21 protein-coding genes and 1 pseudogene are annotated in these 23,677 nt (G+C 59.1%); 14 read left to right on the top strand and 8 right to left on the bottom strand.

Annotated elements, in window-relative coordinates:
* Positions 1 to 62 precede the first annotated feature (62 nt).
* Genes DDE20_RS18390 through DDE20_RS18375 form a run of 4 tightly spaced genes read right to left on the bottom strand, consistent with a single transcriptional unit; the run spans position 63 to position 5,122 of the window.
* Positions 63 to 1,310, bottom strand: a complete 1,248-nt coding sequence (locus DDE20_RS18390) for a TniQ family protein (protein ID WP_165814575.1) — start codon at positions 1,308 to 1,310, stop codon at positions 63 to 65.
* Between the two features lies 1 nt (position 1,311).
* A complete protein-coding gene (locus DDE20_RS18385) occupies positions 1,312 to 2,277 on the bottom strand; it encodes a TniB family NTP-binding protein (protein WP_116559980.1) in 966 nt (321 codons plus the stop codon).
* Positions 2,277 to 4,451, bottom strand: a complete 2,175-nt coding sequence (locus DDE20_RS18380; protein ID WP_240608262.1) for a Mu transposase C-terminal domain-containing protein — start codon at positions 4,449 to 4,451, stop codon at positions 2,277 to 2,279. The genes DDE20_RS18385 and DDE20_RS18380 overlap by 1 nt, the downstream gene beginning before the upstream one ends.
* Positions 4,451 to 5,122, bottom strand: coding sequence for a hypothetical protein (locus tag DDE20_RS18375; protein WP_116559979.1), 672 nt, complete (start codon positions 5,120 to 5,122; stop codon positions 4,451 to 4,453). The genes DDE20_RS18380 and DDE20_RS18375 overlap by 1 nt, the downstream gene beginning before the upstream one ends.
* 1,562 nt (positions 5,123 to 6,684) lie before the next feature.
* On the opposite strand from DDE20_RS18375, the gene DDE20_RS18370 reads away from it, so the two are divergent.
* From DDE20_RS18370 to DDE20_RS18355, 4 genes are all read left to right on the top strand, one after another.
* Positions 6,685 to 7,614 (top strand): metallophosphoesterase, encoded by a 930-nt coding sequence (locus DDE20_RS18370; RefSeq protein ID WP_116559978.1) that lies wholly within the window; start codon positions 6,685 to 6,687, stop codon positions 7,612 to 7,614.
* Between the two features lie 388 nt (positions 7,615 to 8,002).
* Positions 8,003 to 9,871 carry a cation:proton antiporter domain-containing protein gene (locus DDE20_RS18365; RefSeq protein WP_133240376.1) on the top strand — a complete coding sequence of 623 codons (1,869 nt, stop codon included), beginning with the start codon at positions 8,003 to 8,005 and terminating at the stop codon, positions 9,869 to 9,871.
* A gap of 206 nt (positions 9,872 to 10,077) precedes the next feature.
* Entirely contained in the window at positions 10,078 to 10,491 is a 414-nt protein-coding gene (locus DDE20_RS18360; RefSeq protein WP_116559976.1) for a universal stress protein, read from the top strand.
* A gap of 266 nt (positions 10,492 to 10,757) precedes the next feature.
* Positions 10,758 to 12,119 (top strand): MBL fold metallo-hydrolase RNA specificity domain-containing protein, encoded by a 1,362-nt coding sequence (locus DDE20_RS18355; RefSeq protein ID WP_116559975.1) that lies wholly within the window; start codon positions 10,758 to 10,760, stop codon positions 12,117 to 12,119.
* A gap of 18 nt (positions 12,120 to 12,137) precedes the next feature.
* On the opposite strand, the gene DDE20_RS18350 is transcribed toward DDE20_RS18355, so the two are convergent.
* Genes DDE20_RS18350 through DDE20_RS18340 form a run of 3 tightly spaced genes read right to left on the bottom strand, consistent with a single transcriptional unit; the run spans position 12,138 to position 15,017 of the window.
* On the bottom strand, positions 12,138 to 13,997 hold the full coding sequence (locus DDE20_RS18350) for a heavy metal translocating P-type ATPase (RefSeq protein ID WP_240608259.1): 1,860 nt from the start codon (positions 13,995 to 13,997) through the stop codon (positions 12,138 to 12,140).
* Positions 13,998 to 14,023: 26 nt separating this feature from the next.
* Positions 14,024 to 14,410 carry a hypothetical protein gene (locus tag DDE20_RS18345; RefSeq protein ID WP_116559973.1) on the bottom strand — a complete coding sequence of 129 codons (387 nt, stop codon included), beginning with the start codon at positions 14,408 to 14,410 and terminating at the stop codon, positions 14,024 to 14,026.
* Positions 14,403 to 15,017, bottom strand: a complete 615-nt coding sequence (locus DDE20_RS18340) for a TetR/AcrR family transcriptional regulator (protein ID WP_116559972.1) — start codon at positions 15,015 to 15,017, stop codon at positions 14,403 to 14,405. Before DDE20_RS18340 ends, DDE20_RS18345 begins: the two co-directional genes overlap by 8 nt.
* 235 nt (positions 15,018 to 15,252) lie before the next feature.
* Between DDE20_RS18340 and DDE20_RS18335 the strand changes: the two genes are divergently transcribed.
* The 3 genes from DDE20_RS18335 (at position 15,253) to DDE20_RS18325 (ending at position 17,364) form a co-directional block, all read left to right on the top strand.
* Positions 15,253 to 15,804 carry a methyltransferase family protein gene (locus DDE20_RS18335; protein ID WP_165814574.1) on the top strand — a complete coding sequence of 184 codons (552 nt, stop codon included), beginning with the start codon at positions 15,253 to 15,255 and terminating at the stop codon, positions 15,802 to 15,804.
* Positions 15,805 to 16,105: 301 nt separating this feature from the next.
* Positions 16,106 to 17,029, top strand: a complete 924-nt coding sequence (locus tag DDE20_RS18330) for a DnaJ C-terminal domain-containing protein (RefSeq protein WP_116559970.1) — start codon at positions 16,106 to 16,108, stop codon at positions 17,027 to 17,029.
* Positions 17,029 to 17,364 carry a chaperone modulator CbpM gene (locus DDE20_RS18325; RefSeq protein WP_116559969.1) on the top strand — a complete coding sequence of 112 codons (336 nt, stop codon included), beginning with the start codon at positions 17,029 to 17,031 and terminating at the stop codon, positions 17,362 to 17,364. The genes DDE20_RS18330 and DDE20_RS18325 overlap by 1 nt, the downstream gene beginning before the upstream one ends.
* 117 nt (positions 17,365 to 17,481) lie before the next feature.
* On the opposite strand, the gene DDE20_RS18320 is transcribed toward DDE20_RS18325, so the two are convergent.
* On the bottom strand, positions 17,482 to 17,835 hold the full coding sequence (locus DDE20_RS18320) for a phasin family protein (protein ID WP_116559968.1): 354 nt from the start codon (positions 17,833 to 17,835) through the stop codon (positions 17,482 to 17,484).
* A 467-nt stretch (positions 17,836 to 18,302) separates the two neighbouring features.
* Between DDE20_RS18320 and DDE20_RS18315 the strand changes: the two genes are divergently transcribed.
* From DDE20_RS18315 to tnpB (DDE20_RS18285), 7 genes and pseudogenes are all read left to right on the top strand, one after another.
* A complete protein-coding gene (locus tag DDE20_RS18315) occupies positions 18,303 to 19,562 on the top strand; it encodes a sulfite oxidase (RefSeq protein ID WP_116559967.1) in 1,260 nt (419 codons plus the stop codon).
* A 58-nt stretch (positions 19,563 to 19,620) separates the two neighbouring features.
* Positions 19,621 to 20,040, top strand: coding sequence for a cytochrome C-552 (locus tag DDE20_RS18310; RefSeq protein WP_116559966.1), 420 nt, complete (start codon positions 19,621 to 19,623; stop codon positions 20,038 to 20,040).
* A gap of 236 nt (positions 20,041 to 20,276) precedes the next feature.
* Entirely contained in the window at positions 20,277 to 20,684 is a 408-nt protein-coding gene (tnpA, locus tag DDE20_RS18305) for an IS66-like element accessory protein TnpA (RefSeq protein WP_116559965.1), read from the top strand.
* On the top strand, positions 20,681 to 21,031 hold the full coding sequence (gene tnpB, locus DDE20_RS18300; protein WP_067630184.1) for an IS66 family insertion sequence element accessory protein TnpB: 351 nt from the start codon (positions 20,681 to 20,683) through the stop codon (positions 21,029 to 21,031). Before tnpA (DDE20_RS18305) ends, tnpB (DDE20_RS18300) begins: the two co-directional genes overlap by 4 nt.
* A gap of 60 nt (positions 21,032 to 21,091) precedes the next feature.
* Positions 21,092 to 22,690 (top strand): annotated as a pseudogene (gene tnpC / locus DDE20_RS18295) (IS66 family transposase); the annotation flags it as partial.
* Between the two features lie 100 nt (positions 22,691 to 22,790).
* On the top strand, positions 22,791 to 23,159 hold the full coding sequence (tnpA, locus tag DDE20_RS18290) for an IS66-like element accessory protein TnpA (protein ID WP_165814573.1): 369 nt from the start codon (positions 22,791 to 22,793) through the stop codon (positions 23,157 to 23,159).
* A complete protein-coding gene (gene tnpB, locus DDE20_RS18285; RefSeq protein WP_116559964.1) occupies positions 23,156 to 23,503 on the top strand; it encodes an IS66 family insertion sequence element accessory protein TnpB in 348 nt (115 codons plus the stop codon). The genes tnpA (DDE20_RS18290) and tnpB (DDE20_RS18285) overlap by 4 nt, the downstream gene beginning before the upstream one ends.
* Positions 23,504 to 23,677 lie beyond the last annotated feature (174 nt).

Here is a 23,677-nt window from a genome sequence, read left to right as displayed (position 1 = left end):
ACATCCCCTCATTGCTCCCCCTTGCCTTTGAAGGAGCATCTGATCCAAATTTATCAGGGGGGTCACTTTTGGACGCCGATCACCCCAATACAGGGGTCAAAGTTGCATGCTGATCCACACATAGGGCGCGAGGCGTTCAGCGCTTCGGGCAAGGCGGTAAACGCAACCGCGCGGTTCATCGCCGCGGCCAGATCCCGTCCGACTTTATAGTTCACCAACGTCATGGAACAGGACCGTTCTTCGGCATCGGCCGGGATCAGCTTTCGGGAAATCAGGACTTTGCGCAAAGTGAGATGATGCACCTTTTCGGATCTCGCCAAGGAAGTGATGCTGCTCAAACGCGGCTCGGTGATGTCCTTACCCAGAACCTTGGTGCCGGCCATGACATCCGTGGTATTCACAAGATGATCGCGCAAGACATCCCGAATGGGCCCGGGATCTTTTGTCAGTTTCGGTGCGCTCAACCACGCGTATAGCATTCCAAAATCTCTGACACGGAGAGGTTTTCCGCCCTTCGCGGACGGTGACGCGCCGCCGATCAGGCCAAGCGCATCACGCACACCCGTCTCGCCTCTGCAGACAAAAGGCCATGCCACCCGCCCTGCGGCATCCCAACCATCGGATGTGACATCTGAGGCCTTCGCATCGGATCCAAACGCAATGACAGCGCCCAGGACCTCCGTCGCCCGCACAGCCTGTTCCAAGCTCTGCTGGTCCAGCCATGACGGGCCGCCCTGCCCCTCCAGACGTTCAACCGCATAGCCCTGCAATGGTGAGGGTTCGCGCACCTCTTGAGCCTTCGAAATCTGAAGCAGCTGAGCGCCCACTTCCGGAACGATCACCGCCAACTCATGCGCGAAATCGGTCCATACTCCCTCCCTCCGCTCAACGAGCGCAAGCTCATGCAACGGACACGTCCGAACCGGCTGCAGCATCCACGTCCAGCGGTGGCGATGCGTCACCTGCGGCCGTTCGTGCTCCTTTTCATCGTCAAGAAGGCAGAGCGGGCAGAACCGGGTCACCAAGCCGGTCAGGAATTCGGCCGAAACCTTCTCACCGCGCAGATCAATGCGGCGATCCCCCCGCCGCCGCATCGCATTGCGCAACACGGGCTCGGGATCCTGATTGGCCATGTCACACAACCGCTCCACCGCCCCGTGAACGCCACCCGCCAAATCCTTCATCGGAATGGACAGATCGTTGAGAAACGGCAAAACAGGCCCATGGGTGTGAAAGGCCGCCAAACGCCCGGCCCAGGACATCGGCGTTTCGTGGTCGACAAAGGGCAAATGGGGAAACAGCTTCGCCATATTAAACCCTCTTCTTTTTACGCCGGCGCGTGGGCTGCTCTTCGTCCTCATGCCGGTCGAGGTCGATCATCCACCACTCTTTCGCCAGGAAAACATTCGCCCCCAGCACGCATCCCTCCTGCATGGCCCAGCCTTGCGCGAAGTGATCGATATCGAGCTGTTCATCCTCGTCGATGAGCGCCCGCTCGATCGCGTTCATGATGTTCTCCACACAGCGGCCAAAGCGATAGCGCGATGCATGGAACAGCCGGTCTACGAGTTCGCTTTCTACCGGCGGCACAAGCCCCGCCTTGGCGCAATAGGCATCGATCACACCGCGGAACTGCTCACCGTCCGTTTGCACTGACACAGGGGGCAAATAGAGCGTTGAGAAACGACGTTGGACCTGCGGGTCCGAGCGGACAATCTCCGCCAGCATTTCGGTGCCGGACAGGATTACGATCACCGCACCATCACCCTGCATCAACGTTTTTACGGCGCGCAGGATCAGATTGCGATCTGCGCAAAAGAGGTCGTGTGCTTCATCGATCCACAACACGGTGGTGCCGAAGCTTTCCAGACGTGATCGGAAGATCTTCCACATCCCCCAAGCTTCGCGGCGCCGCGAAACCTCAGGATATCCGCTCTTATCAAGCAGTTCTTCGGTCATGCTCTTGAAGGTCGCAGGGCTGGGAACCAGCGACGAGATATACTTGGGCATCCCGTCGGCACCCTTGGCCAGCGCCGGATGGGTTTCAAGCGCGTGACTGATCAGGGTGGACTTTCCACCGCCGGCCCCGTCGATCACCATGATACCGCGGGTTTCGCCGGTGCGGGTGAACTTCCTTGCCTCGGCCAGGATCTCGCCGTTCTCGTCGCGGCGCAGAAGCCGGTTGAGGTGGGACGCGAATTCCGCGTCCCTTGGGGTGTTGATGTGAAGCTTGTTCAGGTCCTCAAGGACGCGCAAGTTGTCAGTGTCCCCGATCATTACTCCTCTCCCTTGACGATCCAGCTATTCCTGACCGAGGCAGGTTTAGCGCCGGGCTTGTGGTTGCGCGACCTCGTCGCTTTCCGCGTCGACGGAACGGCGTCCGACGGGTTGTAGTCCATCGGTTCAGGGATCGAATACCCCACCTCCCCGTCGTGCGCCTTGGCCTTCTTTGTCGCGCCATTCGCGAAGCTGATCAGATTGCGCTTCTCCTCGCGAGCGATGCGCTCCGGCGTCCAGTCCTGGACAAGCAGTCCAGCCGTTGCGATAGCAGCCGAGTTCCGCTCGGTGATGGCTTCGATTGCCTTACGGATGACCTTCCGATCGAACGCCTTCTGCTCAGGACAGCTCGCCCGAAGCTTACGGCTGGTCGTCAGCCACTTCTGAGCCGAAACGCCATCCAGACCATCTTCCACAGCGGGGATCTCGAACCATTCGTCGCCGAGGCGCACCTCGATGGCCCCGATATCGCTGGGGTGCCATCTCACCTCAACCTTGCGCTTATCCTTCCGGTTCAGCCACGTAGCGAGCCGCTCGGAGTGATACCGGACGTTCAGAACCGTCACTCCGCTCTTATCCAGAGTGCGCGTCAGACGGCGTCCGAAGACCATGCGCCGACGGCGCATGTCCGGCGGAGGCTGCACGCCCCACTGCTCAGTCAACCGGCGCCAGCACTGCAACGGAGTTTCGCCGTGCAAACCGCGATGCGGCGTGTTGTGATAGATATCGACAACCCAACGAACCAGCGCGAAGATGAGATCGTCAGTGGTGAGCGCCGCCCGCTCTCTGGGGTCCGCATCGCCTTTGGTGATGATATCGGAGAAGGTCCGGCCGCTTAAGCGAGGCAAGATCCCCGAAAAAACCGACCCAAAGAGACGCTCTCCCCGGCCACGCGATTCTGGACTACCGGCGATAGCGCGTTCGACAGGCATGCCGAGGTCTGCGCAAGTAAAGCGGAAGTTATCCGAACGGTAAGCCGAGCCACAGTCAGTAACGATCAACTCGGGGGTGCCATGCATATCCCATGCACCCAGCGCGCCGACAGAATCGGCCCACTGACCCTTGTTGGTCATGACCATCTCCAGTGTCTGGATGGCCGCCTCTGCCGTCGCAGTTGGGGTCAGCACCATACCAACGATACAGCGGGTCGTGCAGCACAGCGCCAACGACAGCATCCAGCGCGCCGTGGAGCCGTCCAGCCCCATTGCTTTGCGCTCCTCGTCAGTCAGATAGGACATGAGATCCGCCGAATGAAGCAGCGAGACGAGATCGATCTTGCATTCATCCATCTCAACGCGCTCAAGAGGACGCGTGAGCTCAAGGCCCTTTCCGACCGGACGAAACTTCTTGCGCGCAGCGTCCAACCCTTTTCGCGCCACTTCACGCTCAAAGGGATCGATGGCGTCAATTGTGCGCCGGACGGTTTCGTAACTAGGTGCGCGCAACGGCGGCAAACCGCACTCGGCCCGCTCATCGTTGGCACAGTCGAAGGCATTTTTCACGTTTTCATAGATCACTTTGATAGTTGGCGCTTCCAAGCTGAGGTAACCACGCACTTCCCGCATCATGAGACGCAAGGCTTCGGGATCCATGTTTGACCCGCGATTGCCACGACGGTGCATCGCATCAACAAGCCCTTCATCTCCCAGTGCCTCAGCCTCCTTGATCCAACGGCGCAACGTCCTCGGGCTCGGCGCCTCCCTGAAATCGACCGACAGTTCGATTTTAGTCTGAAAAAGTGGATTAGGATTAGATGAGAACTTTAGCGCCATGCCGAGCAAGATTAACTCGTTTTCTTTGATCGATTTGTCAGTGCGCTTGATCATCTTATTCTTCTCCAAGCTGAGAAAGGCATTGACGAACGCGCTCCGCCTGGAAAGCCGGGCCCTCGGCTTGACCCGAAGCTCCGAGATCAACTCACCGGAAGTGGAAAGGCGCTTCTCCGCCTCGCCCTGCCGATAGAAGTTGGGCTCATGACGGATGCGCCCCATGGTCCCGAGGCGGCTGAGCCGGGTATGGGTGAACGACTGGGACAGCCCGGTCTCATCCGTCATCGTCATGACGTAACCGACTTCATTGTGGCTGGTCGGACGATACGGCACGCCCTCGATGGTGACGCGGTCATACGTGCCAAAGGCATAGCGGAAGTTCGAGTTGTTGAAGGTGAGTTCCATTAGTTCAGTTTCCCTTTGTAAACTTCAGAAGACGGAGTGATTTTTTCGTGGCGAACGAGCCGGAGGTGGTGCGAACGGATCAAGCGGATCAAAGCCCGCAGCCCGCGCGCCCCGAGGCCGATGAGCCCCGAGAGTTCCGACAAGGTCGAAACGCCTGACATTGCTGCGAAAACCGCTTCGGCCGCGATATCCGCCTCCGGATCCGGTGTGCGCATGCCGTGCAGCAGCCGGGCGTTGTGCAGTTCGACGGGGTCGAGACCAACGTCAGTCAAGAGACGAACGTCGCTCACGAAACCGGCGGCCCGCGCCTGCGCGGCGATCCATGAGATTTCAGCCAGAAACTGGTCCGTTACCCTGGCCTCAGGCTTGATGGTATAGGCGATCTTCCGGTGATCCGTCCGCGTCACAACCATATCGAAATAGTGTGTGCGCCAGGCGCCATCGCGGTCATGCCATTCGAAGGCAACCTGCTCGGTCAAGGACGCCGTATCCGGCTTTGCGACCAAGCAAAGGCACCACTTGAACTCAAGATTGCTCTCGGTTTCCACGATCACGCCGGCGCCATCCCCGATAACCAGATGGCCGGAGAAATGGCCCTTGGAGAGCACCGGAACACTGCGGTCGCCACAGCTTTGTTTGGGCAGCCTGCGGCCGCCTTTGTTGTTAGACATAGACATTTTCTGTTCTCACGCTTGAGTTGACCCTCGCCCGGAACTGGGCGACGGAAGCGATGCATCACGGGGAATTCAGACAAGGCTCCGCCACCCTGCTGAAGCGCAGGTCATGGGGAACGGTCTGTTCCGTGGAAGACTCTTTCCGGACGGCTCAGCTGCGCAAATGCAGAGGCCGCTTAGGATCGAGCAGTATTGTGAGGACAGACATCATCCTTGAAATCTGTTTCCAGATTTGCTAGAAAAACCGTATCGACCCGGTAGATTTAGATCTGCCTCATTACCGATGAACACTCGTCCCGTTGCCGCGGTTCGGGTGTTTATCTTTTCTGGTTCTAGCACTTCATTTGTATTCTCCGTGTCTTTGCGCCACCCCATGGGCAGCCGTTATGTTCATTCGGCCGAAGGTCAGCCGCGGCAAGAGATACCGGTCACCTTGCGCCGCAAATGACGCAATGTTTCCGAGTATCAATGTCACGCGAAAACCCTTGAAACCAAAGGTATCCGCAAATGCTGTCGCGTTGACGATCGGCGAGCCTTCGCTCCCGCCCGAGTTGCCCCTCGCGATCTATGATCGTTGAAGAACACACGACATCGGCCCTCATGCGAAAAAAGGTATTCGGGCATAGATCGGGCTCTTCACGCTACCTGTTCTCGCTCTCCTTCATTCATCCTTCAGTGCCGTATCAGCACGTGTTTTTTAACGCTGTGTCTTAGCGATCAAAAGACCTTTTCATTCCCCGAAAATCAGGTAGTTTCCCATGCAGTCGGGAATATGCGAAAATATTTAACCCACGACATTTTTCGCATTGCATGATTTGACCCTTCTCCATGGGCTGGACCCCGTGCCTATTACCCAAGCTCAAAATCTGGCATGTTTTTCCGCGACATTTTCGCAGGGCCAGATTCAGATTCGTCTGCGCTGGGCGGCGCGTCGCTGTAAGGGGTTAAGGGAGTGTCTTGCCCCTTTGACGCCCACTAACAGCGGCGAATCACGAGATATTTTGCCTGGAGATCCCGCCAAAAGCTGCACAGCGATTCGCTGACAGCAGCACCACGGCACATGCGCTTTTGTCATGCACAGGCACGGTAGACGGATATGTAGGGAGGTCGACAGTCATCGATACGCTCTTCATTCTCAGTTTTCGGTTTCAGCCGTTTTCGCACGGCCGAACAGGCTCATCTTATTTGAGCCGTATTAGCCGAAGCGAGATATGTAAGGGTCTGTATGTCATGGGGCGAACTATAAATAGATTGGCCAGAATCTTGCAAGAAAACAATTTTCGCTTCTGGCTTAAAATATCCTTGACGAAACTGTGCCATCACGAATATTCGCGCGCGCCCGCTAATTTTCGCCCGTCCTTCGCCCAAGCTACAAGCGGAAAGTGGAGAGTAGAAATTAAAGGCACGGCCGAACGCAGAACCTCGCGGAATGCCAAAAAGGCTCTATCAAAGCCAGCTATCAATATCTGCCACTTCAATCGCACCTGCCAAAGGCCCCGGCTCGCCGCCATTGGCTCAAACGCACCCACGACACTTCAGTTATCATCGTAAGGACTATCATGACGCAGGCTTGGGACATCATTCCGGATATTCACGCAGACATCCGGCGGTTGCAGACAACCCTCGACGGGCTCGGCGATGACGCGCCCTTTGCTTTTCTCGGCGACTTCATCGACGCAGGGCACAACCAATCCACAGCCGATGATGCCGCGGTGCTGACCACCGTCCGAGATCTCGTCGCGCGCAATAAGGCGGTCGCCGTCATGGGCAACCATGAGCTCAACGCGATGCTCTTTCACGCGACCGGCCCCGACGGCGCGCCGCTGCGCACACATAGCGACAAAAACACCGACCAGCACCGCAGCTTCATCGCGCAATTCGGCATTGCGACACCCGAGGCGCAGCTCTGGCTCGACTGGTTTATCACCCTGCCGCTCTGGCTCGATCTGGGCGGGATACGCCTCGTTCACGCCTGCTGGAACCAGACCGACATCGACGTGGTCGCGCAGCGGCGCCCGTCCGGGCTGCTTGAACCCGAGGATCTGTCTGAAATCGCCGCCGATAAAACGCCATTCGCGCGGGCGGTTAAAAACCTCACCAATGGACCGGAGTTGAAATTGCCCGAGGGCGTCCGCTTCCATGACTTCAAAGGCTATCCGCGCGAGCACGTCCGCATTGCCTGGTGGCGCTCGCATGCCGCAACTTGGCGAGACGCGGCGCTTTCGGTAAAGAACCTCACCGAACTCCCCGACGCCGCCTTATCGCGGGCGAGCGACGTGTCGCTTTACCCCGCCGACGCTCCCCCCGTTTTCACCGGCCACTACAAGATGTCCGGCGAACCCCGCGTTGAGGCACCGCGGGCGCTATGCCTCGATTACCCGAACACCCCCTGCGCCTACCGCTGGCGTGGCGAGGAAGACCTGCGTCAAGGGAACCTCGTGACGTTTGACGAGGAACAGCAGAGCCACAAAGGAAGTTTCGGTGGCTGAGAGCGTATAACCGCTTGAAAACGCTGCAATTGGTAATCGGGTGTGGCAGATGGCTACTCGGATTACCAAAGTGTTTCGTTACAATGGCTTAGCTGAGATTCCTCAAATACAACTATATCAAGTGTGCCGACCCTCTGCTCTGCGCCGCGATTGCGGTACCGTTGCGGAAGTCAGGGAAGGTAGACATCTATGAAAACAACCCGAAGAAGGCGAGATTGGCTGAGTTAATGTTCTTGCTCCGATCCCGTTCTGGCAGCTCCCGAATCCGTTCCTGCTGAGACAATCCGGACCGTGCTATGCATGGTTGATTTGGTGGAGTTGGACGTATGACGCGCGTTGCCATTTGGTCACTGCAAGGCCATGCCTGCCGATTGTGGAGTTATTGCCTGTGAAACCCTCGTCGATCAAAAGTGCAGGCGTTGCCATCGTCTTGGCGGCCACTTGCACCCCCGCACTTGCCGCCGGCTCCGATGAAGGGCGGGCGATATTTGGCCTTGTCGGTTTGGAGCTGGCGTTCTTGGAGGCTTTAGCACTGATCGCACTGGCCTGTGTCTTCGTGCCGCTGTCACGTGCCGTGGGGTTGGGAACAGTGATCGGCTACCTCGTCGCGGGCGTGGTCGCGGGTATCGGCCTTTCGATTTCGTTTACCGGTGATCCTGAGGGGTTGCTGCATTTCGCCGAATTCGGCGTGGTTCTATTTCTATTTGTGATCGGGCTGGAGTTCCGCCCCGCACGCCTGTGGGCGATGCGCGGCACGATCTTTGGTCGTGGTCTCGCGCAGGTAATGACATGTGCAGCTCTATTGACAGCAGCGGCATTGCTCATCGGGCTCGAGTGGCGCGTTGCCTTGATCCTTGGCCTTGGGCTGGCCCTATCCTCAACTGCGCTGGTCATGCGCGGCATTGATGAGAGCGGAGAGCGCAATTCCGTCTTTGGACAAACCGCCATTGCCGTCTTGTTGTTTGAGGACCTGGCGATTGTGCCTTTCCTTTTGCTGGTCACCTTGCTGGCTCCTTCGGGCGAGGAAGCGACGCTTGCCGATAACCTTCTAGCAGCGGGCATCGGCATCGGAGCTATCGCACTGTTGATATTGATCGGACGATACGCGCTTGATCCGATCTTCCGCATTATCGCCCGCACGCGCACACCGGAACTGATGACTGCTGCTGCGCTCGGCGTCGTGGTCTTTGCCGCGCTGATCATGGCGTCAGCGGGTCTGTCTTACGCCATGGGCGCCTTCATCGCCGGTGTGATGTTGGCGGAATCCTCCTATCGCCACGAGATGGAAGCCGACATCGAGCCATTCCGAGGCCTGTTCATGGGCCTTTTCTTCATGGCGGTCGGCCTCTCGCTGGATCTGTCTGCCGTCGCCGAGAACTGGCTTACGATCATGGCGGCTGTCCCGGTTACAATTGCGCTCAAGGGGATTGGCGCCTACGGCGTGAACCGCGCGTTCGGAACACCACATCCCACCGCACTGCGCATCGCCCTTGCCATGGGGCAACATGGTGAATTCGGCTTCGTCCTTTTTGCTGCGGCGAGTTCTGCACTGATCCTGCCCGGAGATGTCGCGTCGGTCGTCGTGGCAATCGTCACCCTATCGATGGCAATATCGTCCCAATCCGAACGCGCTTACCAATTCGTCACGGGCAAGCCTGTGCATGAGACAATCGACGAGGATTACACGGATGCTTTGGGGTCGGTCTTGATCATTGGGTTTGGACGGGTGGGACAGCTGGTCGCACAGCCGCTCATCGCCGAGGGGGTGCCAGTGACTTTGCTAGACCAAGATACCGACCGCATTCGTAAAGCAAATAAGTTTATCGAACGCGTGTATTTCGGTGACGGTAGCCGCGCTGAGGTGCTTGCAGCCGCGGGCGCGGGGTCCGCAAAGGTCATCGTGGTGGCGACGGGTAAGCCTGAGACGACACTCCAGATCGTCAAAACCATCCATCGCAAGTTTCCAAATGCCGCGCTATTCGTGCGCGCTCACGATAGAATCCACGCGGTTCGCCTGGCGAGCGAAGGCGTTCCAGCAGACGCAATCATGCGCGAAACCCAACTGTCCGCGCTCGCGCTGAGCGCACAGACGCTGCGGGCTCTGGGCTATGAAGATGACGAGGCAGAAGAGGTTATTGACCGCGTTGGCAAGCTCGATTCAACAAGGCTGGCTGAGCAGATCATCGCCGCAAGCGACGAGGGCACGCGCGATGCTGTGATTGCGGCCATCGCTCCTGAGCAGATAAGGCGGAAGTGACCACGAAAAGCGATGGCGCTGCCACCCTCACACTGTGCGTTTACCGTTCTCTAGCAACACCTGAGGTCCCAACCATCAATCATTGCATGATCTTCGCTGCACCGAAAAAACGGGCGTCGTATTGTGGAAAAGTTACAAATTGATCCACCGCAAAGACAATTCGCGCAATGCGGGCGAGCCTTCGGCACCGGTAAACGGAGGCTACCATGTATTCCACCATCATGATCCCAGTTGATCTTCGTCACGCTGATCAGTTGGAAAAAGCGATAGCGACTGCGGCTGATATCGCCAAGCTTTACGGCGCACAACCGCATATCGTTGGCGTCGGGCAGTCCTTACCAACTGCCGTTGCCCGCACCCCTGCAGAATACGCTGACAAACTCGCCGCCTACGCGGACAAATGCTCAGCAGCTAACGGGATCGACTTCACAGCGCACGTCAAAACCAGTCACGATCCCTCAATTGACCTTGATGTAATATTGCAAAAAGCCGGGAACGAAATCGGTGCCGACTTGATCGTCATGGCGAGCCATGTGCCCAAATTTGCCGAACATATCTTCGCATCAAACGCTGGCTATCTCGCGTCGCATTCCAGCTCTTCGATCTTCGTGGTGCGGTAAGTGCGCGCCACCTATTGTTGTTGATGATCGGGATGACCTGCACGGGCCTTCGCGCAAATGGTGCTACGAAGGTCGCCGCAGACCTGCGTGCTCTGCTCGTCATCGGTATTGGATAGTAATTGAAAGCGCCTGCGCGTATCATACCCGCGGTTGTGCAGACGGAACGTTACCACTCAAGGCGCTGGGACATACGCCTGGATTGGCATCACTGCGCTGCGGCAACCTTGGATTTCGATGCCGGGTTCTTACCGATTGGGAGGGAACGAATGAGCATTGAGTTTACGTTTTTTGGCGCCGCAGGGACGGTTACCGGATCGCGCTTTCTGCTCGAATCCGGTGGCCGCCGCATCCTGATCGACTGCGGTTTGTTCCAAGGTCAAAAGAGCATTCGCGAGCGCAACTGGAAGCCCTTTCCCGTCGAGGCTGGCAGCATTGATGCCGTTGTTCTGACCCACGCGCATATCGACCACTCTGGCAATCTCCCGCGCCTCGTGCGCGAGGGGTTTCGCGGCAAGATCCACTGCACCACCTCGACACGCGCGCTTTGCGACATCTTGCTGGCCGATAGCGGCTATCTGCACGAGCGCGATGCGCAACGGGCCAACCAATACGGCTATTCCAAACACCATCCCGCGCTACCGCTTTACACGGCCGCGGACGCCAAAGCCTCGATGGAACTTTTCGAGACGCATCCTTTCGAAGAGCCTGTAACCGTTGCCGCCGGTGTCACAGTGAGGTTTCGCCGCGCCGGTCATATTCTGGGCGCGGCAAGTGTCGAGGTCCGGATGGGGGGCAAGACACTGGTGTTCTCGGGCGATATCGGGCGCTACGGCTCTCCGATCATGGAGGACCCGATACCGTTCAAGGCCGCGGACGTGCTGGTGATGGAATCGACCTATGGCGATCGCCTCCACGATAGCACGGACCCCGAGGCCGAAATCGGCGCGGCGATTTCCGAGACCGTCGCCAAGGGCGGGACCGTGGTGATCCCCTCCTTCGCCGTTGGTCGCGCGCAATCGCTGATGTATGTCATCAACCGTTTGAAACAGCGGCAGGCGATCGCGGATATTCCGGTGTTTCTTGACAGTCCGATGGCGATCAATGCCAGCGGCATCTATTGCGCGAACAGCGAAGATCACAGGCTTTCGGAGCAAGAATGCCACGCGGCTTACGGCGTCGCGACCTATACCAGAAGCGCCGCCGCCTCGCAGGCAATCATCGACGTCGAGGGGCCGAAGATTGTGATCTCGGCCTCCGGCATGGCCACAGGCGGACGGATCTTGCATCACCTGAGCGCCTATCTGCCCGACGCCAGAAACACCGTCCTCTTCGCCGGGTTTCAAGCCGCAGGCACCCGCGGGGCGGCGCTCGTTGACGGCGCGCCAAGGGTCAAAATCCACGGCGCCAATGTCCCCGTGCGGGCGCAGGTGCGCAATCTCACCCAGCTATCGGCGCATGCCGACCGTGACGAGCTTTTGCGCTGGCTGGGCGGGTTTACGTCGCCGCCAAAGCAAATCTACATCACCCACGGCGAAGACCGCGCGTCACAGGCGTTTCGCAGCGCAATCGAGGAGAAATTCGGCTGGCAGGCCGAGGTGCCGCAGCATTTCGACAAGGTTGTCGTCTAGGGGCAAATCCACCCTGCCTTACCCATTCGATGTTTTGAGCAATCGTAGACCATTGAGCACCACCAGAACCGTTCCGCCCTCGTGGCCGATTACTGCCAGTGGCAAGGGCAGATCAAAGAACAACCCGGCGGTGACCAGCACCCCCATGGCGCCGATGGCGAAAGCTAGGTTCTGGCGGATGATCTTGGCCGTGCGACGCGCCAGCATATGGGCCTCGGCAAGGCGCACCATATCCTCGGATAGCAGGGCGACATCGGCGGCCTGAAGGGCAACATCCGATCCCGCCGCGCCCATCGCGATCCCGACATCAGCCCGCGCCAGAGCGGCGGCGTCATTCACCCCGTCACCGACAAACGCCACCCGACCCTGTTTTACAAGCGCGCCGACCATCCTCACCTTATCCTCTGCCAGCAAATCGGCGTGAATATCGCCGGTTTGAAAGCCCAACTCCGTCCCGATCCGCTGCGCCACCAAATAGCGATCTCCGGTCATCATGAGGATCTTGCCAACGCCGTTCGCGCGAAGCGTCGCTAGCGCAGGGCGCGAACTCGCGCGGGCCTGATCGGCGATGCTGACCGCGCCCAGCAGGCTGGCACCCTGCCCGAAATAAATCACCGTCTGCGTGTCCTCGACCATCGCAGCCAGCGCCGGTTGATCAATCGCCGCACCCATCCGCGCGGCCATCCGCGGATTTCCCGCCCACAGTTGACTGCCGTCGAATTCGCCGCTGATCCCCTCACTTGGCCAAGTCACCACATTCTCCACCGGCACCGGCGCGATGCCATGACGCGCGGCCTCCTCGCGGATCGCGGCGCCGCTATGATGCTCGGACTGCGCCTCAAGTCCGGCCAGCAGCGCCAGAAATTCTGCCTCACCTCCGGTGAGAGCGACGACTTCTTTGACGCTAGCTTTGCCGGTGGTCAATGTGCCGGTCTTGTCAAAGGCAAAGGTCTCGACCGCCGCGAGCGTTTCCAGCGCCGCCCCGCCTTTGAACAACACGCCGCGCCGTGCCGCCGCCGAAAGAGCCGAGAGGATCGCGGCCGGCACCGAGATCACGATGGCACAGGGGCTGGCCGCCACCAGCAGGACCGCGGCGCGATAGAGCGCGTCATGCCAGTCGCGCCCAAGCAAGACGAACGCTGCGTAGGCGAGGACCGCCCCAACAAGCACCGCAATCGTATACCTCTGCCCGAACCATTCGCTGAAGCGCTCTGAGGGCGCTTTGGCGGCCTGTGCCTCGGTCACCAAGGCGATCATCCGCGCGACGGTGCTATCCGCCACGGTTTTGCTGACCCGCGCCTCCAACACCCCGTCGAGGTTCACCGTCGCCTCGAATATCGGTGCGCCACTTTGCTTTGTGACCGGCATGGATTCGCCGGTGATACTGGCTTCATCCAATGCGCCATGTCCCGAGATGATCTCGGCGTCCGTGGGCACGCGGGCACCGGGTCGCAAGACGAAGACATCGCCGACGCTAAGATCCGCGACCGGAACCTCCTGCACGCTGCCATCGGGGGCTTTTCGCAGGGCGGTTTCAGGGCGCAGCGCCATCAGTGCTTCGACCGCGCGCCGCGCACGGCCCATAGCGCGCTCTTCTAGCGTCGTTGAGACACTGAACAGGGTCAAAAGCACCGCGCCTTCAAACGGCGCCCCCACCGCCGCCGCCGCAATCGCGGCCACGACCATCAGCAGGTCAATATCCAGTACACGCTCGCTCCACAGGGTGACTACCGCCCGCCACGCCGCAGGCACCCCACCCGCCAGATAGACAAGCACCAAACCGGTCAACGTGGCGCTTTCCGCTACAAACCCCTGCAGCGGCCATAAGCCCAGAATTGCCAGAAGCATCCCAAGAACGGTAACAGCCGTCAGCCACATCGTCCGATCCATAGGGGGTAGGGTCTTCATGACGGCGACCGCTTGACCAAAGCGGCGCGGGCAACCAGCGCGATGCCCAGCCAGACAGTGCTGCGCAGAGCCATAGCAAAGACCGTGCGCATTTCAAACGCCCCTCCGCTCAACACCACAAAGCCAAAGCCCGCAAAAACCAGAACGGAAGAGACAAAAATCGCCAGCGACACCGGATAAGCCCATGGTTTCGCCCACCAGAGGCCGACCCCGGCCGCAATATAAGCCACGCCGGCCACGGTATTGAACCACAAGACGAACCCCACGACCGCGCCCATGTCGAGTGCGCCAAACAGCGCAGACGCGCCTGACAGCAGTGTGAGCACGCCGAAGCCGATCGCAATGCCGCTCGCGCTGCGCAGGGTCAGGTTTGATTTACGCATCGTGATTGCCTTTCTGTGGATCCAGTAGCGCCATCTGCACATCGAACAGTCGCAACCCTTCGTCGACCAAGCAAAAGCTCCGCGCGTCCAAGGCCCAGCGGATCGCGACACCCTGCACCAGCGAGGTCAACAGGATGGCAATGTCTTCGGCCGGCATCGCCGGTCGCAGCTTGCCCTTCGCTTGTTGGACAGCGATCACTCTCACAAGTCGCGCCTGAAACCCGCCAAGCAGCAGGCGGAACACATCGCGTAGTGGCGGATTATCGACCTGCAATTCGCGCGAGAACAGAATTGATGGCAAACTCGGCGTGCCCGCAATGGCGTTGAGCTGAGCGCCGATCAACGCCTTCAGCCGCACCTCAGGGGTCTGGGCGTCTGCCTCCGCCCTGCTCCAAGCCGCGGTCAGTTGTGCAGCAATATCGTCGGCCACCGCCAGCCACAAATCACCCCTGGTCGAAAAATGCCGGAAGATCGCCGGTTGGGTCAACCCGACAGCCCGCGCCACATCGGTCGTGCTCAGGCGATCCGGGCCGATTTCATCCGCCAGGCTGAAAACTTCACGCACGATCTGCGCCTTGCGGTCCTTCGCGCTCAAACGGACAGCCATATCGCCCCTCGTTAGTTATAGATCACTAACATATCCTGAAATGGCCCGCAACGCTCGTCCGAGACGTGGACAATCGACAGAAAGGCATATGCCATGACGGCTCGTGCCGACTTATTCAGTGGAGCGATCCAACGGGTAGCCCTGCCTGGGTGTTAATGCCCGCTCGGTCATCGGGTTCCTCTGAGTGTGTTGCCATGATCGGCAAGCAAGCTATGCTGGGCGAATGATAGACCTCATGCTGAGCGTCCTTCCCGTTCTGGCCCTGATGTCGAGCGCAGTTTTGCTGGCGCTTGCCATATACCAGTTGATCAATCCCGGTTTCAGTTTCTGGCCACCGCCCGAGGATCAACCAAGGAAAAAAACCGCGTTTATCACACTGTTTCGGATCGTGATCTACGGCCTGATCTTCTACTCGATGCTCCGTATCTGGTATACAGGGCTCCCGCTTTTTGCGCCCAGAACCGTTCTGGCCGTCTTGTTTATCATTTGCGGCTTTGCGATTGCATTCGGCGCAACACTGGCCCTCGGCTGGGGCAACGCATTCGGGGCGAAAGAAGGGCTGCGCACCGAAGGTATATTTAGATACTCACGCAACCCGATTTACATAGCCACTTGGATCGGACTGGCAGGCTGGGCATTACTCATCCCTGAGCCAATTGTCGTCGCATCCTTGCTAAATTGGGCGCTTCTCTACTTGGCTGCGATTTTCTTAGAGGAACGTTGGCTCGCGCAGGAATACGAAGAAAAGTTTCACGATTACCGCGCAAGTGTCCGGCGGTTCTTTTGACCATAGCGTATGATCTCCCCCCTGTAGGGCCCTCTTGCAAAAAATTCGGGGCGCGGGTGGCCATTTTATCGCGCCGCACAAAAGATTTCGACCTCACTTCTATTTGACACTTGTGCGGGTCTTGCTTTGTCGGCTCGGCAGGCTGCACGCGACCGGCAAGATCCAGATCCCGGGCCACCTACGCGCGTGCGCCGGCTCCCCGAAACCAGCAGTTTACAGCATCTGGATAGACCGAAGGCCGACCATAAGCTAACATTTGACTCGGGCCGCCCAATGGCAATCCACGAAGAGGTCTAAATCGATGGCCAATGACCCCTATAAGACGCTTGGAGTCGCAAAGGATGCGTCCCAATCAGAAATCAAAAAAGCCTACCGCAAGCTGGCCAAAGCGCTGCATCCGGATCTAAATCCTGGTGACTCAGCCAAGGAAGCCCAGTTCCAGGCCGTCGCTGCGGCACACGATATCATCGGCGATCCTGACAAGCGCAAACGCTTTGACGCCGGCGAGATTGATGCCAGCGGACAAGAGAGTCCGCACCGGGAGTATTACCGCGACCACGCCCAGGCCGACCCGCACCGACGCTACGAATCCGGCGCGGGTTACGCCGATTTCGAGGATTTATCTAGTGTTTTCTCTGATCTCTTCGGCGCAAGAACCCGACAGGACTCGCATGGCTTTGCCGCACGCGGCGCCGATCTGCGCTATCATCTTCAAATCGATTTCATGGATGCAGCCCTGGGGGCGAAACGCGCGGTGCCCCTGCCCGATGGCAGCAGGATTGATTTGACGATTCCTGCGGGGGTCCGCGATGGTCAAACGCTGAGGCTGCGCGGCAAGGGACAACCCGGTAGCGGCGGAGGACCCTCCGGTGACGCCTATGTCGAACTTGGTGTCGCGGCGCATCCGGTCTTCCTTCGCGACGGTAACGATATCAATGTTGAACTGCCTATAACCTTTGACGAGGCCATTTTGGGAGCGAAGATTGAAGTCCCGACCCTATCGGGAAAAGTGTCGGTGAGCATACCCAAAGGCGCTTCTTCGGGCCAAAGATTGCGCATCAAAGGCAAGGGCGTTGCGCCGGACAAGGGACCCGCAGGCGATCAGTTTATACGGCTAAAAATCGTCACCCCCGCCGCGCCCGACGCCGAAATGGAGGCCATCGCGAAACGTTGGCGAGATCACGTGACCGAGGACCCACGCGCCAAACTCTGGAGGGATATCTGATGCTCGATGAACGCGATGTTGTGGCCAGCGTCCGCCGCTTGCGCCTGCAGGAGCTCCGGCTGTGGGTGCAAAACGGCTGGATCAAACCTGCCGGCAGTGAACGCGGGCCGGTATTTGATGATCTCGACGTTGCGCGGATCCGGCTGGTCTGCGACCTGCGCAAAGAGATGTCATTGCCTAACGACGCGGTGCCGGTAGTTTTGTCGCTTATAGATCAAATCCACGGCTTACGGCGCGAATTGCACGGATTGGCGCAGGCGATCGACACGCAACCGGTGGAGGTCCGACAGGCCATCGCAACGGCATATCGCGCTGCGATGTCAAAGGCGGGTTAAAGAGAAAGCCTTCGCCCATATCAGCCACCCGAAGAGGCCCGTTAGCGCGTGCATCCGTTTACCGCGTGAAACGCCAGCCCATATATTTCTGCACCAACCTTTCTAACAGCCTCGCGCCTATAACGGGATGTCATCATAGTTTCGGGAACGACTGAAGCGCAGGCTTTCGGTTGTGTCTTCCCAGCCTTTCGCGATCCCGTTTGAGAGTAGAGTCGCGTAATCAGAATATTGCTTTACCGCCGATCTGAAGTACTTGATCTGGACCTGCTGCAATTCCTGCAGATTTTTACTTGTCAGTATTTCATTTTGGTAATTTAGATCATGCTCCAGCCGATCCTTTAGGAAGTGCGTGGCTTCCGACATGATGCTCAGCCAAGCCTCCGCAGCTGCGGGGGTGAAGGACACCATGGCTGCCTCCACTCCGGGCGCGCCAACGATTTCTTTCATGTTTGGTTTTTGAGGTGTTCCCATGGCTCTCGCTCCTTGACGGAAATAGCTGCGACACTGCAGTTATTGATTGTGACTGGACAGTTTGCATCATAGCGCTTTGCCCCTGCTCGCACATTGATCTGGATCGTGTTGCAAAGGGTTAAACCTTTAGCGAAAGCACACTGGTGTCGAGCATTGCTTGCATAGCAGACGGAAATTATTGCGACTGGCTGAAGCGCCTTCAGCCTGCTCAAGCTTTCAACGTGCATGGCGCGAATATTATTACTTCTATCACGGCGGCGAACCAGCCATGCACAGGTAATATATCGGCGCGTTCCGCTTCTTGCTGCTAAACGCGCCGGATATCACTGACGGTAGGGAATCGAACTTTTTAAAGAGTTTTTGCTCGAGACTCCTTCGGATGATCGTTCAAGTGAAGATTCGATTTAGTTGAAAACACACCGGTTGGGCGCTAAGCTAATCGCCTACTTAGAGGAGGCAAAGTCGCCATGACCAACCCACTCCCACCGGAAATTGACGCCGAAATCGCGGAAGAACCCGCGCGCCGGTCGTTCCTGAAAACCACCGCTCTCGGGGCGTTGGGCGCTTATGTCGGCATGAATATTCCCTTCGCCGAGAATCTTAAGGCCTTCGCGCAGGGGATGAATGAAGAAGACATTATGGCCGGCAAACCCGGGCTTACGTTGCTCAACGACCGCCCGCTGAACGCCGAAACGCCGGCGCATTTGCTGGATGATGACGTCACCCCCTACGAGCATTTCTTTGTGCGCAACAACGGCGGCGTGCCGGACACGGCGCTGAATATGGATGCCGAGGGCTGGACCCTGACCATTGACGGCGAAGTCGAGAACCCGCTGGTTCTGACGCTGGATGACCTGAAGAACAACTTCGAGGTGATCACCCGCCGGTTGGTCATCGAGTGCGGCGGCAACGGGCGTGCCTTTTTCAACCCCGGAGCCTCGGGCAATCAATGGACCACCGGCGCCGTGGGTTGCGCTGATTGGACCGGCGTGCGGCTCAGCGATGTGCTCAACGCTGCTGGCATCAAGGACACCGCTGTCTACACCGCGCACTACAGCAACGACCCGCATCTGTCGGGCGATCCCGAGCGTGACGCGATCTCGCGCGGGGTGCCGATTGAGAAAGCAATGGCCGAGGGCGGCATGATTGCCTGGGAAATGAACGGTGAGCCGATCCCAGCGGTGCATGGCTTCCCGCTGCGGGTGATCAACCCCGGCTATCCCGGCTCGGCCTCGCAAAAGTTCCTGACCCGCATCTGGGTGCGCGATCAGGTGCATGACGGCGCCAAGATGACCGGCTATTCCTACCGCATGCCGGCCTATCCCGTCGCTCCGGGCACCGAAGTGCCGCAAGAGGATATGGTGATTATGACCGATATGCCGGTCAAATCGCTGATCACCTTCCCGCAGTCGGGCACCCAGACCCCGGCCGGAGCCGCCAGCGAAGTGCGCGGCCACGCCTGGTCGGGCAGCGGCGATATCGCCTCGGTCGATGTCTCGATCGATTTTGGCGCGACATGGATTGCTGCCGAACTGGAGCCTGCGGTCAATAAATTCGCATGGCAGCGGTTCCGCGCGGATATCACTCTGCCCGAGGCTGGATATTACGAGGTCTGGGCCCGCGCCACCGATACGAATGGCGTGGCGCAGCCGCCGGTCGTGCCGGGTTGGAACCCGCGCGGTTACGGCAACAATATGCAGCACCGCATCGCGTTGATTGCCACCTGATCCTAGCGCTGGAACCGGGGATTCTCCCGGTTCCAGCCAATTTTAAGAAAGACTCGCTATGTTCGCGACATCCCATATTCTGCGCGGCGCTCTGGGCGTTTCGCTGGCCTGTTTTGTCACCGCGGCTTCGGCGCAGATGGCCTATGATCCGATGCGTCCGACGCCCAATCCCTTGATGCCGGTCAATCCATTGATGCCCGCCACCTCGGAGGAAAGCACCACCGAGAGCGCCAGCGCCGAGGTTCTGCCGAATCCGGAATTCGGCAATCTGCCCGATGCGGAAGGCGTTGAAGAGACCTTTTACCAATGTGTCGCCTGTCATTCGACGGCAATCATCCTGCAACAAAGCCTGACCGACGCGCGTTGGGATTATCTGTGGACTTGGATGATTGAAGAACAGGGCATGTTCGAGCCCGAGGACGAGATCCGCGACGAGATCCTGACCTACCTCAAGACGCATTTCTCGTCTGAGCGCTGAGCGGCGTCACCATTGCCAAGTCGAAACCACAGTCGGTGGCATCGCGGCTTTGACTGCTCTGCACAAATCGACTGCAACGCGAAACAATCACACAATTAAATTTAGCGTTCCTATTGGACGCATGAGCGCGTGTGAGCCCGAACTCGCGAATGCGCGCCTCGACTTCACAGACGGCATGTAAACCTCCGGCGACGGCCGTCTGATCTCAGTCTCGATCCGATGGTAAGTCCGACCTTATGTCCGACTTTATCAAACGCCCCCAAATCGAAGTTCTGTCTGCTGCCGATGGTGAACGCCGCCGGTATTGGTCGGATGATGACAAGCTGCGCATTGTAGAGGAAAGCTTTATCGGCCACCGTCAGGTGACAGCCACAGCTCGGCGGCACGGCATTTGCCGGTCGCTTCTGACCACGTGGCGGCGGCAGTATCGAAATGGTGAGCTTGAGTCTTCTGGTTCTGTATCGTTCGCGCCGGTGACTGTGCCTAAGGATTTTTCCGCGTCGCAGGCAAATCCGATCGATGCCAGTCCACCTCCGGACTGTCGGGTTGAGGTAGCCCTTCCGAATGGGCGTCGACTCATCGTGCCCATCGGCGTGGAGGCCGAAGCGCTTGCTCGGATTCTGGCGGTGGTGGATCGGCAATGATCGCGTTTCCGGCGGGCGTGAAGGTGTGGATCGCAGGCGGCGTCACCGATATGCGGCGGGGGATGAACACGCTGGCGCTACAGGTGCAAGAAGGGCTCGGCCGTGATCCCCATGCGGGTGAGATATTTTGCTTCCGAGGTCGTAAGGGCGACCTCGTCAAGATCCTGTGGCATGACGGCGTGGGTATGTCGCTTTATCTAAAGCGCCTGGAGGCAGGCAAGTTCATCTGGCCCGTAAGCCGGTCGGGCGAAGCGGTGCAGATATCGGCGGCGCAGTTAGGCTATCTTCTGGAGGGCATCGACTGGCGCAATCCTCGCTGGACACAACGCCCTGCAAAGGCTGGTTAATTTACGTCATCTGGCCTGTTTTTATTGGTGTTCCGCGGCTCCGGTTGGTAAATATTGGTCATGTCTGATGCCGCCTCCGAACTCGCCAAATTGCGCGCCGCCCTGGCCGCCGCAGAGGCCAGGGCGCAGGTTGCGGAAAGCGAGCTGGCAGAGACCCGTGCGGTCGTTTCCTGCTCCGAGGCGATGATCCAGGAGCTTAAGCTCGAGATCGCCAAGCTGCGGCGCGACAAATACGGGATCTCGTCGGAACGACGCGCCCGGCTCATCGATCAGTTGGAATTGCAGCTTGAAGAGCTGGAAGCGGCGGCCACCGAGGATAGCCTGGCCGCAGATCAAACAAGCGAGAAAGCCAGCACGGTGCGCGCCTTCACGCGCCGCCATCCGGTGCGCAAGCCGTTCCCGGATCACCTGCCGCGCGAGCGGGTTGTCGTCGAAGCACCGGTCGCCTGCACTTGCTGTGGCTCGGACCGGATCGTGAAGATGGGCGAGGACATCACCGAGACGCTGGAGGTGATCCCACGTCAGTGGAAGGTGATCCAGACTGTGCGCGAGAAGTTCACTTGCCGAGCCTGCGAGAAGATCAGCCAGCCGCCGGCGCCGTTCCATGCGATTCCGCGCGGATGGGCCGGGCCCAGCCTGATCGCAATGCTGATCTTCGAGAAATATGGTCAGCACCAGCCGTTGAACCGGCAGGCCGAGCGGTTCGCCCGTGAAGGTGTAGAACTGAGCCTGTCCACCCTGGCGGACCTGGTCGGGCACGCGGCTGTCGCGTTGCAGCCGATCCATGCGCTGATCGCGGCCCACGTGCGTGCCGGTCACCGCCTACATGGCGATGATACCACCGTGCCGCTTCTGGCGCGGGGCGGTGCAAAAAAGGCCCGGCTCTGGACCTATGTCCGTGATGACCGCCCCTGGAATGGCGGAGCACCGCCGGCCACGTTCTTCCGCTTCTCCCGAGATCGCGCGGCAACCAATCCAAATCAGCATCTGGCAGGATGGCAAGGGGTGCTGCAAGCGGACGCCTATGGTGGATACAACGACCTCTATCGAGAGGACCGAGACGCGGGGCCCGTGACCAGCGCGCTGTGCTGGTCGCATGCGCGCCGGAAGTTCTTCGAACTGGCCGACATCGCGGGCAACGTCCGCAAGGGCAAACCCGCCCATCAGATCTCGCCGGTCGCACTGGAAGCGGTAAAACGGATCGACGCCATCTTCGACATCGAGCGCGAGATCAATGGGCTGGATGCTGATGCCCGGCTCGTCGCCCGCCAGAACCTGTCCCGCCCCCTGGTGAACGGCCTCCACGACTGGCTGCAGGATGAGCGCGCGAAACTGTCCAGACACAACAAGGTGGCTAAGGCGATCAACTACATGTTTGAGAAGCATGGCCGTTGGCAGGCCTTCACGGCATTCCTCGATGACGGGCGTATCTGTCTGACGAATAATGCGGCCGAACGCGCTTTACGTGGCGTGGCACTGGGCAGAAAGTCGTGGCTCTTCGCAGGCTCAGAGCGCGGCGGTGAACGGGCTGCAGCCATGTATACCCTTATCGTCACCGCTAAAATGAACGACATCGATCCGCAGGCCTGGCTTGCCGACGTTCTCGCCCGGCTGCCCGACATGCCCGTCGCGCGTATCCATGAGCTTCTGCCCTGGAACGTAACCGCCCGATTGTCACCGCCTGCCGCGGGGCGGTCTGATAGCCTAAAAGACGTGCATAGCGACGTCGTCAATGACGTGTCTTATGCGCGGAGGGGTCATGCGGGGCGAAATTCTGGGTGTCGAGCGGCGCCGTTATTGGGGCGACGACGATAAGCTGGCGATCGTGAGCGCGGTGGGCGTGGGCGGCGCGACGGTGACGCAGGTTGCACAGCGCCACGACGTGACCCGGCAACAGATTTATGCTTGGCGTCATGAACTGAAGCGCAAGGGCCTCTGGTCATCGGATGAAGGGGCGCTATTTCTGCCGGTGGGTGCGCCATCCCTTCCGGATCTGCCCGCAGTGACCGCTCCTGCACCTACAATCTGGATCGAACTGCGTCTGGCGAAGGGGCGCATGTTGCGGTTCGAAAGCAATATTGATGACGCGTCGCTGACACGATTGATCCGTGCGGTGGATAGCGCATGATCGGGCCGGGCACAGGCGTTCGAGTCTATCTGGCTTGTGGCGCAACAGACATGCGCAAGGGAATAGCGGGTTTGGCGGCGCTGGCACAGGATGTGTTGCGCCAGAAACCGACGGGCGGTGCGGTGTTTGCGTTTCGTGGACGCAAGGGCGACCGATTGAAACTGCTTTATTGGGATGGCCAAGGGTTTTGTCTCTATTACAAGGTGCTCCAGCGCGGACGCTTTCCCTGGCCGAACACGGCCACCGGGTCAGCGCGTTTGACCTCGGGGCAATTGGCCATGCTCTGGGAAGGCATCGACTGGCGGCGGCCGGATTGGGGTGCGCCACCGGCGCGAGTGGGGTGATTTACCCACCTGAAATGCTTTGTTTTTATGGCATATTCTGCTGATCCATGGTAGTTGTAATCGCCGGATGTAATCTCCCCAAAACCGCCGTTTGAAAATTCCCCAGTTGTGAGCGGCAGGGTCAATTCCGAACCTCAAGTATTCGGAATTGGCGCTGACGCGGGACATGATGCC

It is taken from the genome of Pararhodobacter oceanensis, assembly GCF_003076755.1.
In the GTDB taxonomy this organism is placed as follows: Bacteria; Pseudomonadota; Alphaproteobacteria; order Rhodobacterales; family Rhodobacteraceae; genus Pararhodobacter; species Pararhodobacter oceanensis.
Note: the sequence above shows the minus strand (reverse complement) of the source record. Positions and strands in the feature narration are given on the sequence as shown.

What these genes read in the sequence shown, in the direction of transcription:
- DDE20_RS18380 (WP_240608262.1), bottom strand. Translation starts at nt 4,451, where the DNA reads ATGGAACTCACCTTCAACAACTCGAACTTCCGCTATGCCTTTGGCACG.
- DDE20_RS18325 (WP_116559969.1), top strand. Translation starts at nt 17,029, where the DNA reads ATGCTCGATGAACGCGATGTTGTGGCCAGCGTCCGCCGCTTGCGCCTG.
- DDE20_RS18360 (WP_116559976.1), top strand. Translation starts at nt 10,078, where the DNA reads ATGTATTCCACCATCATGATCCCAGTTGATCTTCGTCACGCTGATCAG.
- DDE20_RS18345 (WP_116559973.1), bottom strand. Translation starts at nt 14,410, where the DNA reads ATGCGTAAATCAAACCTGACCCTGCGCAGCGCGAGCGGCATTGCGATC.
- DDE20_RS18385 (WP_116559980.1), bottom strand. Translation starts at nt 2,277, where the DNA reads ATGATCGGGGACACTGACAACTTGCGCGTCCTTGAGGACCTGAACAAG.
- tnpA (WP_116559965.1), top strand. Translation starts at nt 20,277, where the DNA reads ATGTCCGACTTTATCAAACGCCCCCAAATCGAAGTTCTGTCTGCTGCC.
- DDE20_RS18350 (WP_240608259.1), bottom strand. Translation starts at nt 13,997, where the DNA reads ATGTGGCTGACGGCTGTTACCGTTCTTGGGATGCTTCTGGCAATTCTG.
- tnpB (WP_116559964.1), top strand. Translation starts at nt 23,156, where the DNA reads ATGATCGGGCCGGGCACAGGCGTTCGAGTCTATCTGGCTTGTGGCGCA.
- tnpA (WP_165814573.1), top strand. Translation starts at nt 22,791, where the DNA reads ATGCGGGGCGAAATTCTGGGTGTCGAGCGGCGCCGTTATTGGGGCGAC.
- DDE20_RS18390 (WP_165814575.1), bottom strand. Translation starts at nt 1,310, where the DNA reads ATGGCGAAGCTGTTTCCCCATTTGCCCTTTGTCGACCACGAAACGCCG.
- DDE20_RS18335 (WP_165814574.1), top strand. Translation starts at nt 15,253, where the DNA reads ATGCTGAGCGTCCTTCCCGTTCTGGCCCTGATGTCGAGCGCAGTTTTG.
- DDE20_RS18340 (WP_116559972.1), bottom strand. Translation starts at nt 15,017, where the DNA reads ATGGCTGTCCGTTTGAGCGCGAAGGACCGCAAGGCGCAGATCGTGCGT.
- DDE20_RS18370 (WP_116559978.1), top strand. Translation starts at nt 6,685, where the DNA reads ATGACGCAGGCTTGGGACATCATTCCGGATATTCACGCAGACATCCGG.
- DDE20_RS18330 (WP_116559970.1), top strand. Translation starts at nt 16,106, where the DNA reads ATGGCCAATGACCCCTATAAGACGCTTGGAGTCGCAAAGGATGCGTCC.
- tnpB (WP_067630184.1), top strand. Translation starts at nt 20,681, where the DNA reads ATGATCGCGTTTCCGGCGGGCGTGAAGGTGTGGATCGCAGGCGGCGTC.
- DDE20_RS18375 (WP_116559979.1), bottom strand. Translation starts at nt 5,122, where the DNA reads ATGTCTAACAACAAAGGCGGCCGCAGGCTGCCCAAACAAAGCTGTGGC.
- DDE20_RS18320 (WP_116559968.1), bottom strand. Translation starts at nt 17,835, where the DNA reads ATGGGAACACCTCAAAAACCAAACATGAAAGAAATCGTTGGCGCGCCC.
- DDE20_RS18355 (WP_116559975.1), top strand. Translation starts at nt 10,758, where the DNA reads ATGAGCATTGAGTTTACGTTTTTTGGCGCCGCAGGGACGGTTACCGGA.
- DDE20_RS18315 (WP_116559967.1), top strand. Translation starts at nt 18,303, where the DNA reads ATGACCAACCCACTCCCACCGGAAATTGACGCCGAAATCGCGGAAGAA.
- DDE20_RS18310 (WP_116559966.1), top strand. Translation starts at nt 19,621, where the DNA reads ATGTTCGCGACATCCCATATTCTGCGCGGCGCTCTGGGCGTTTCGCTG.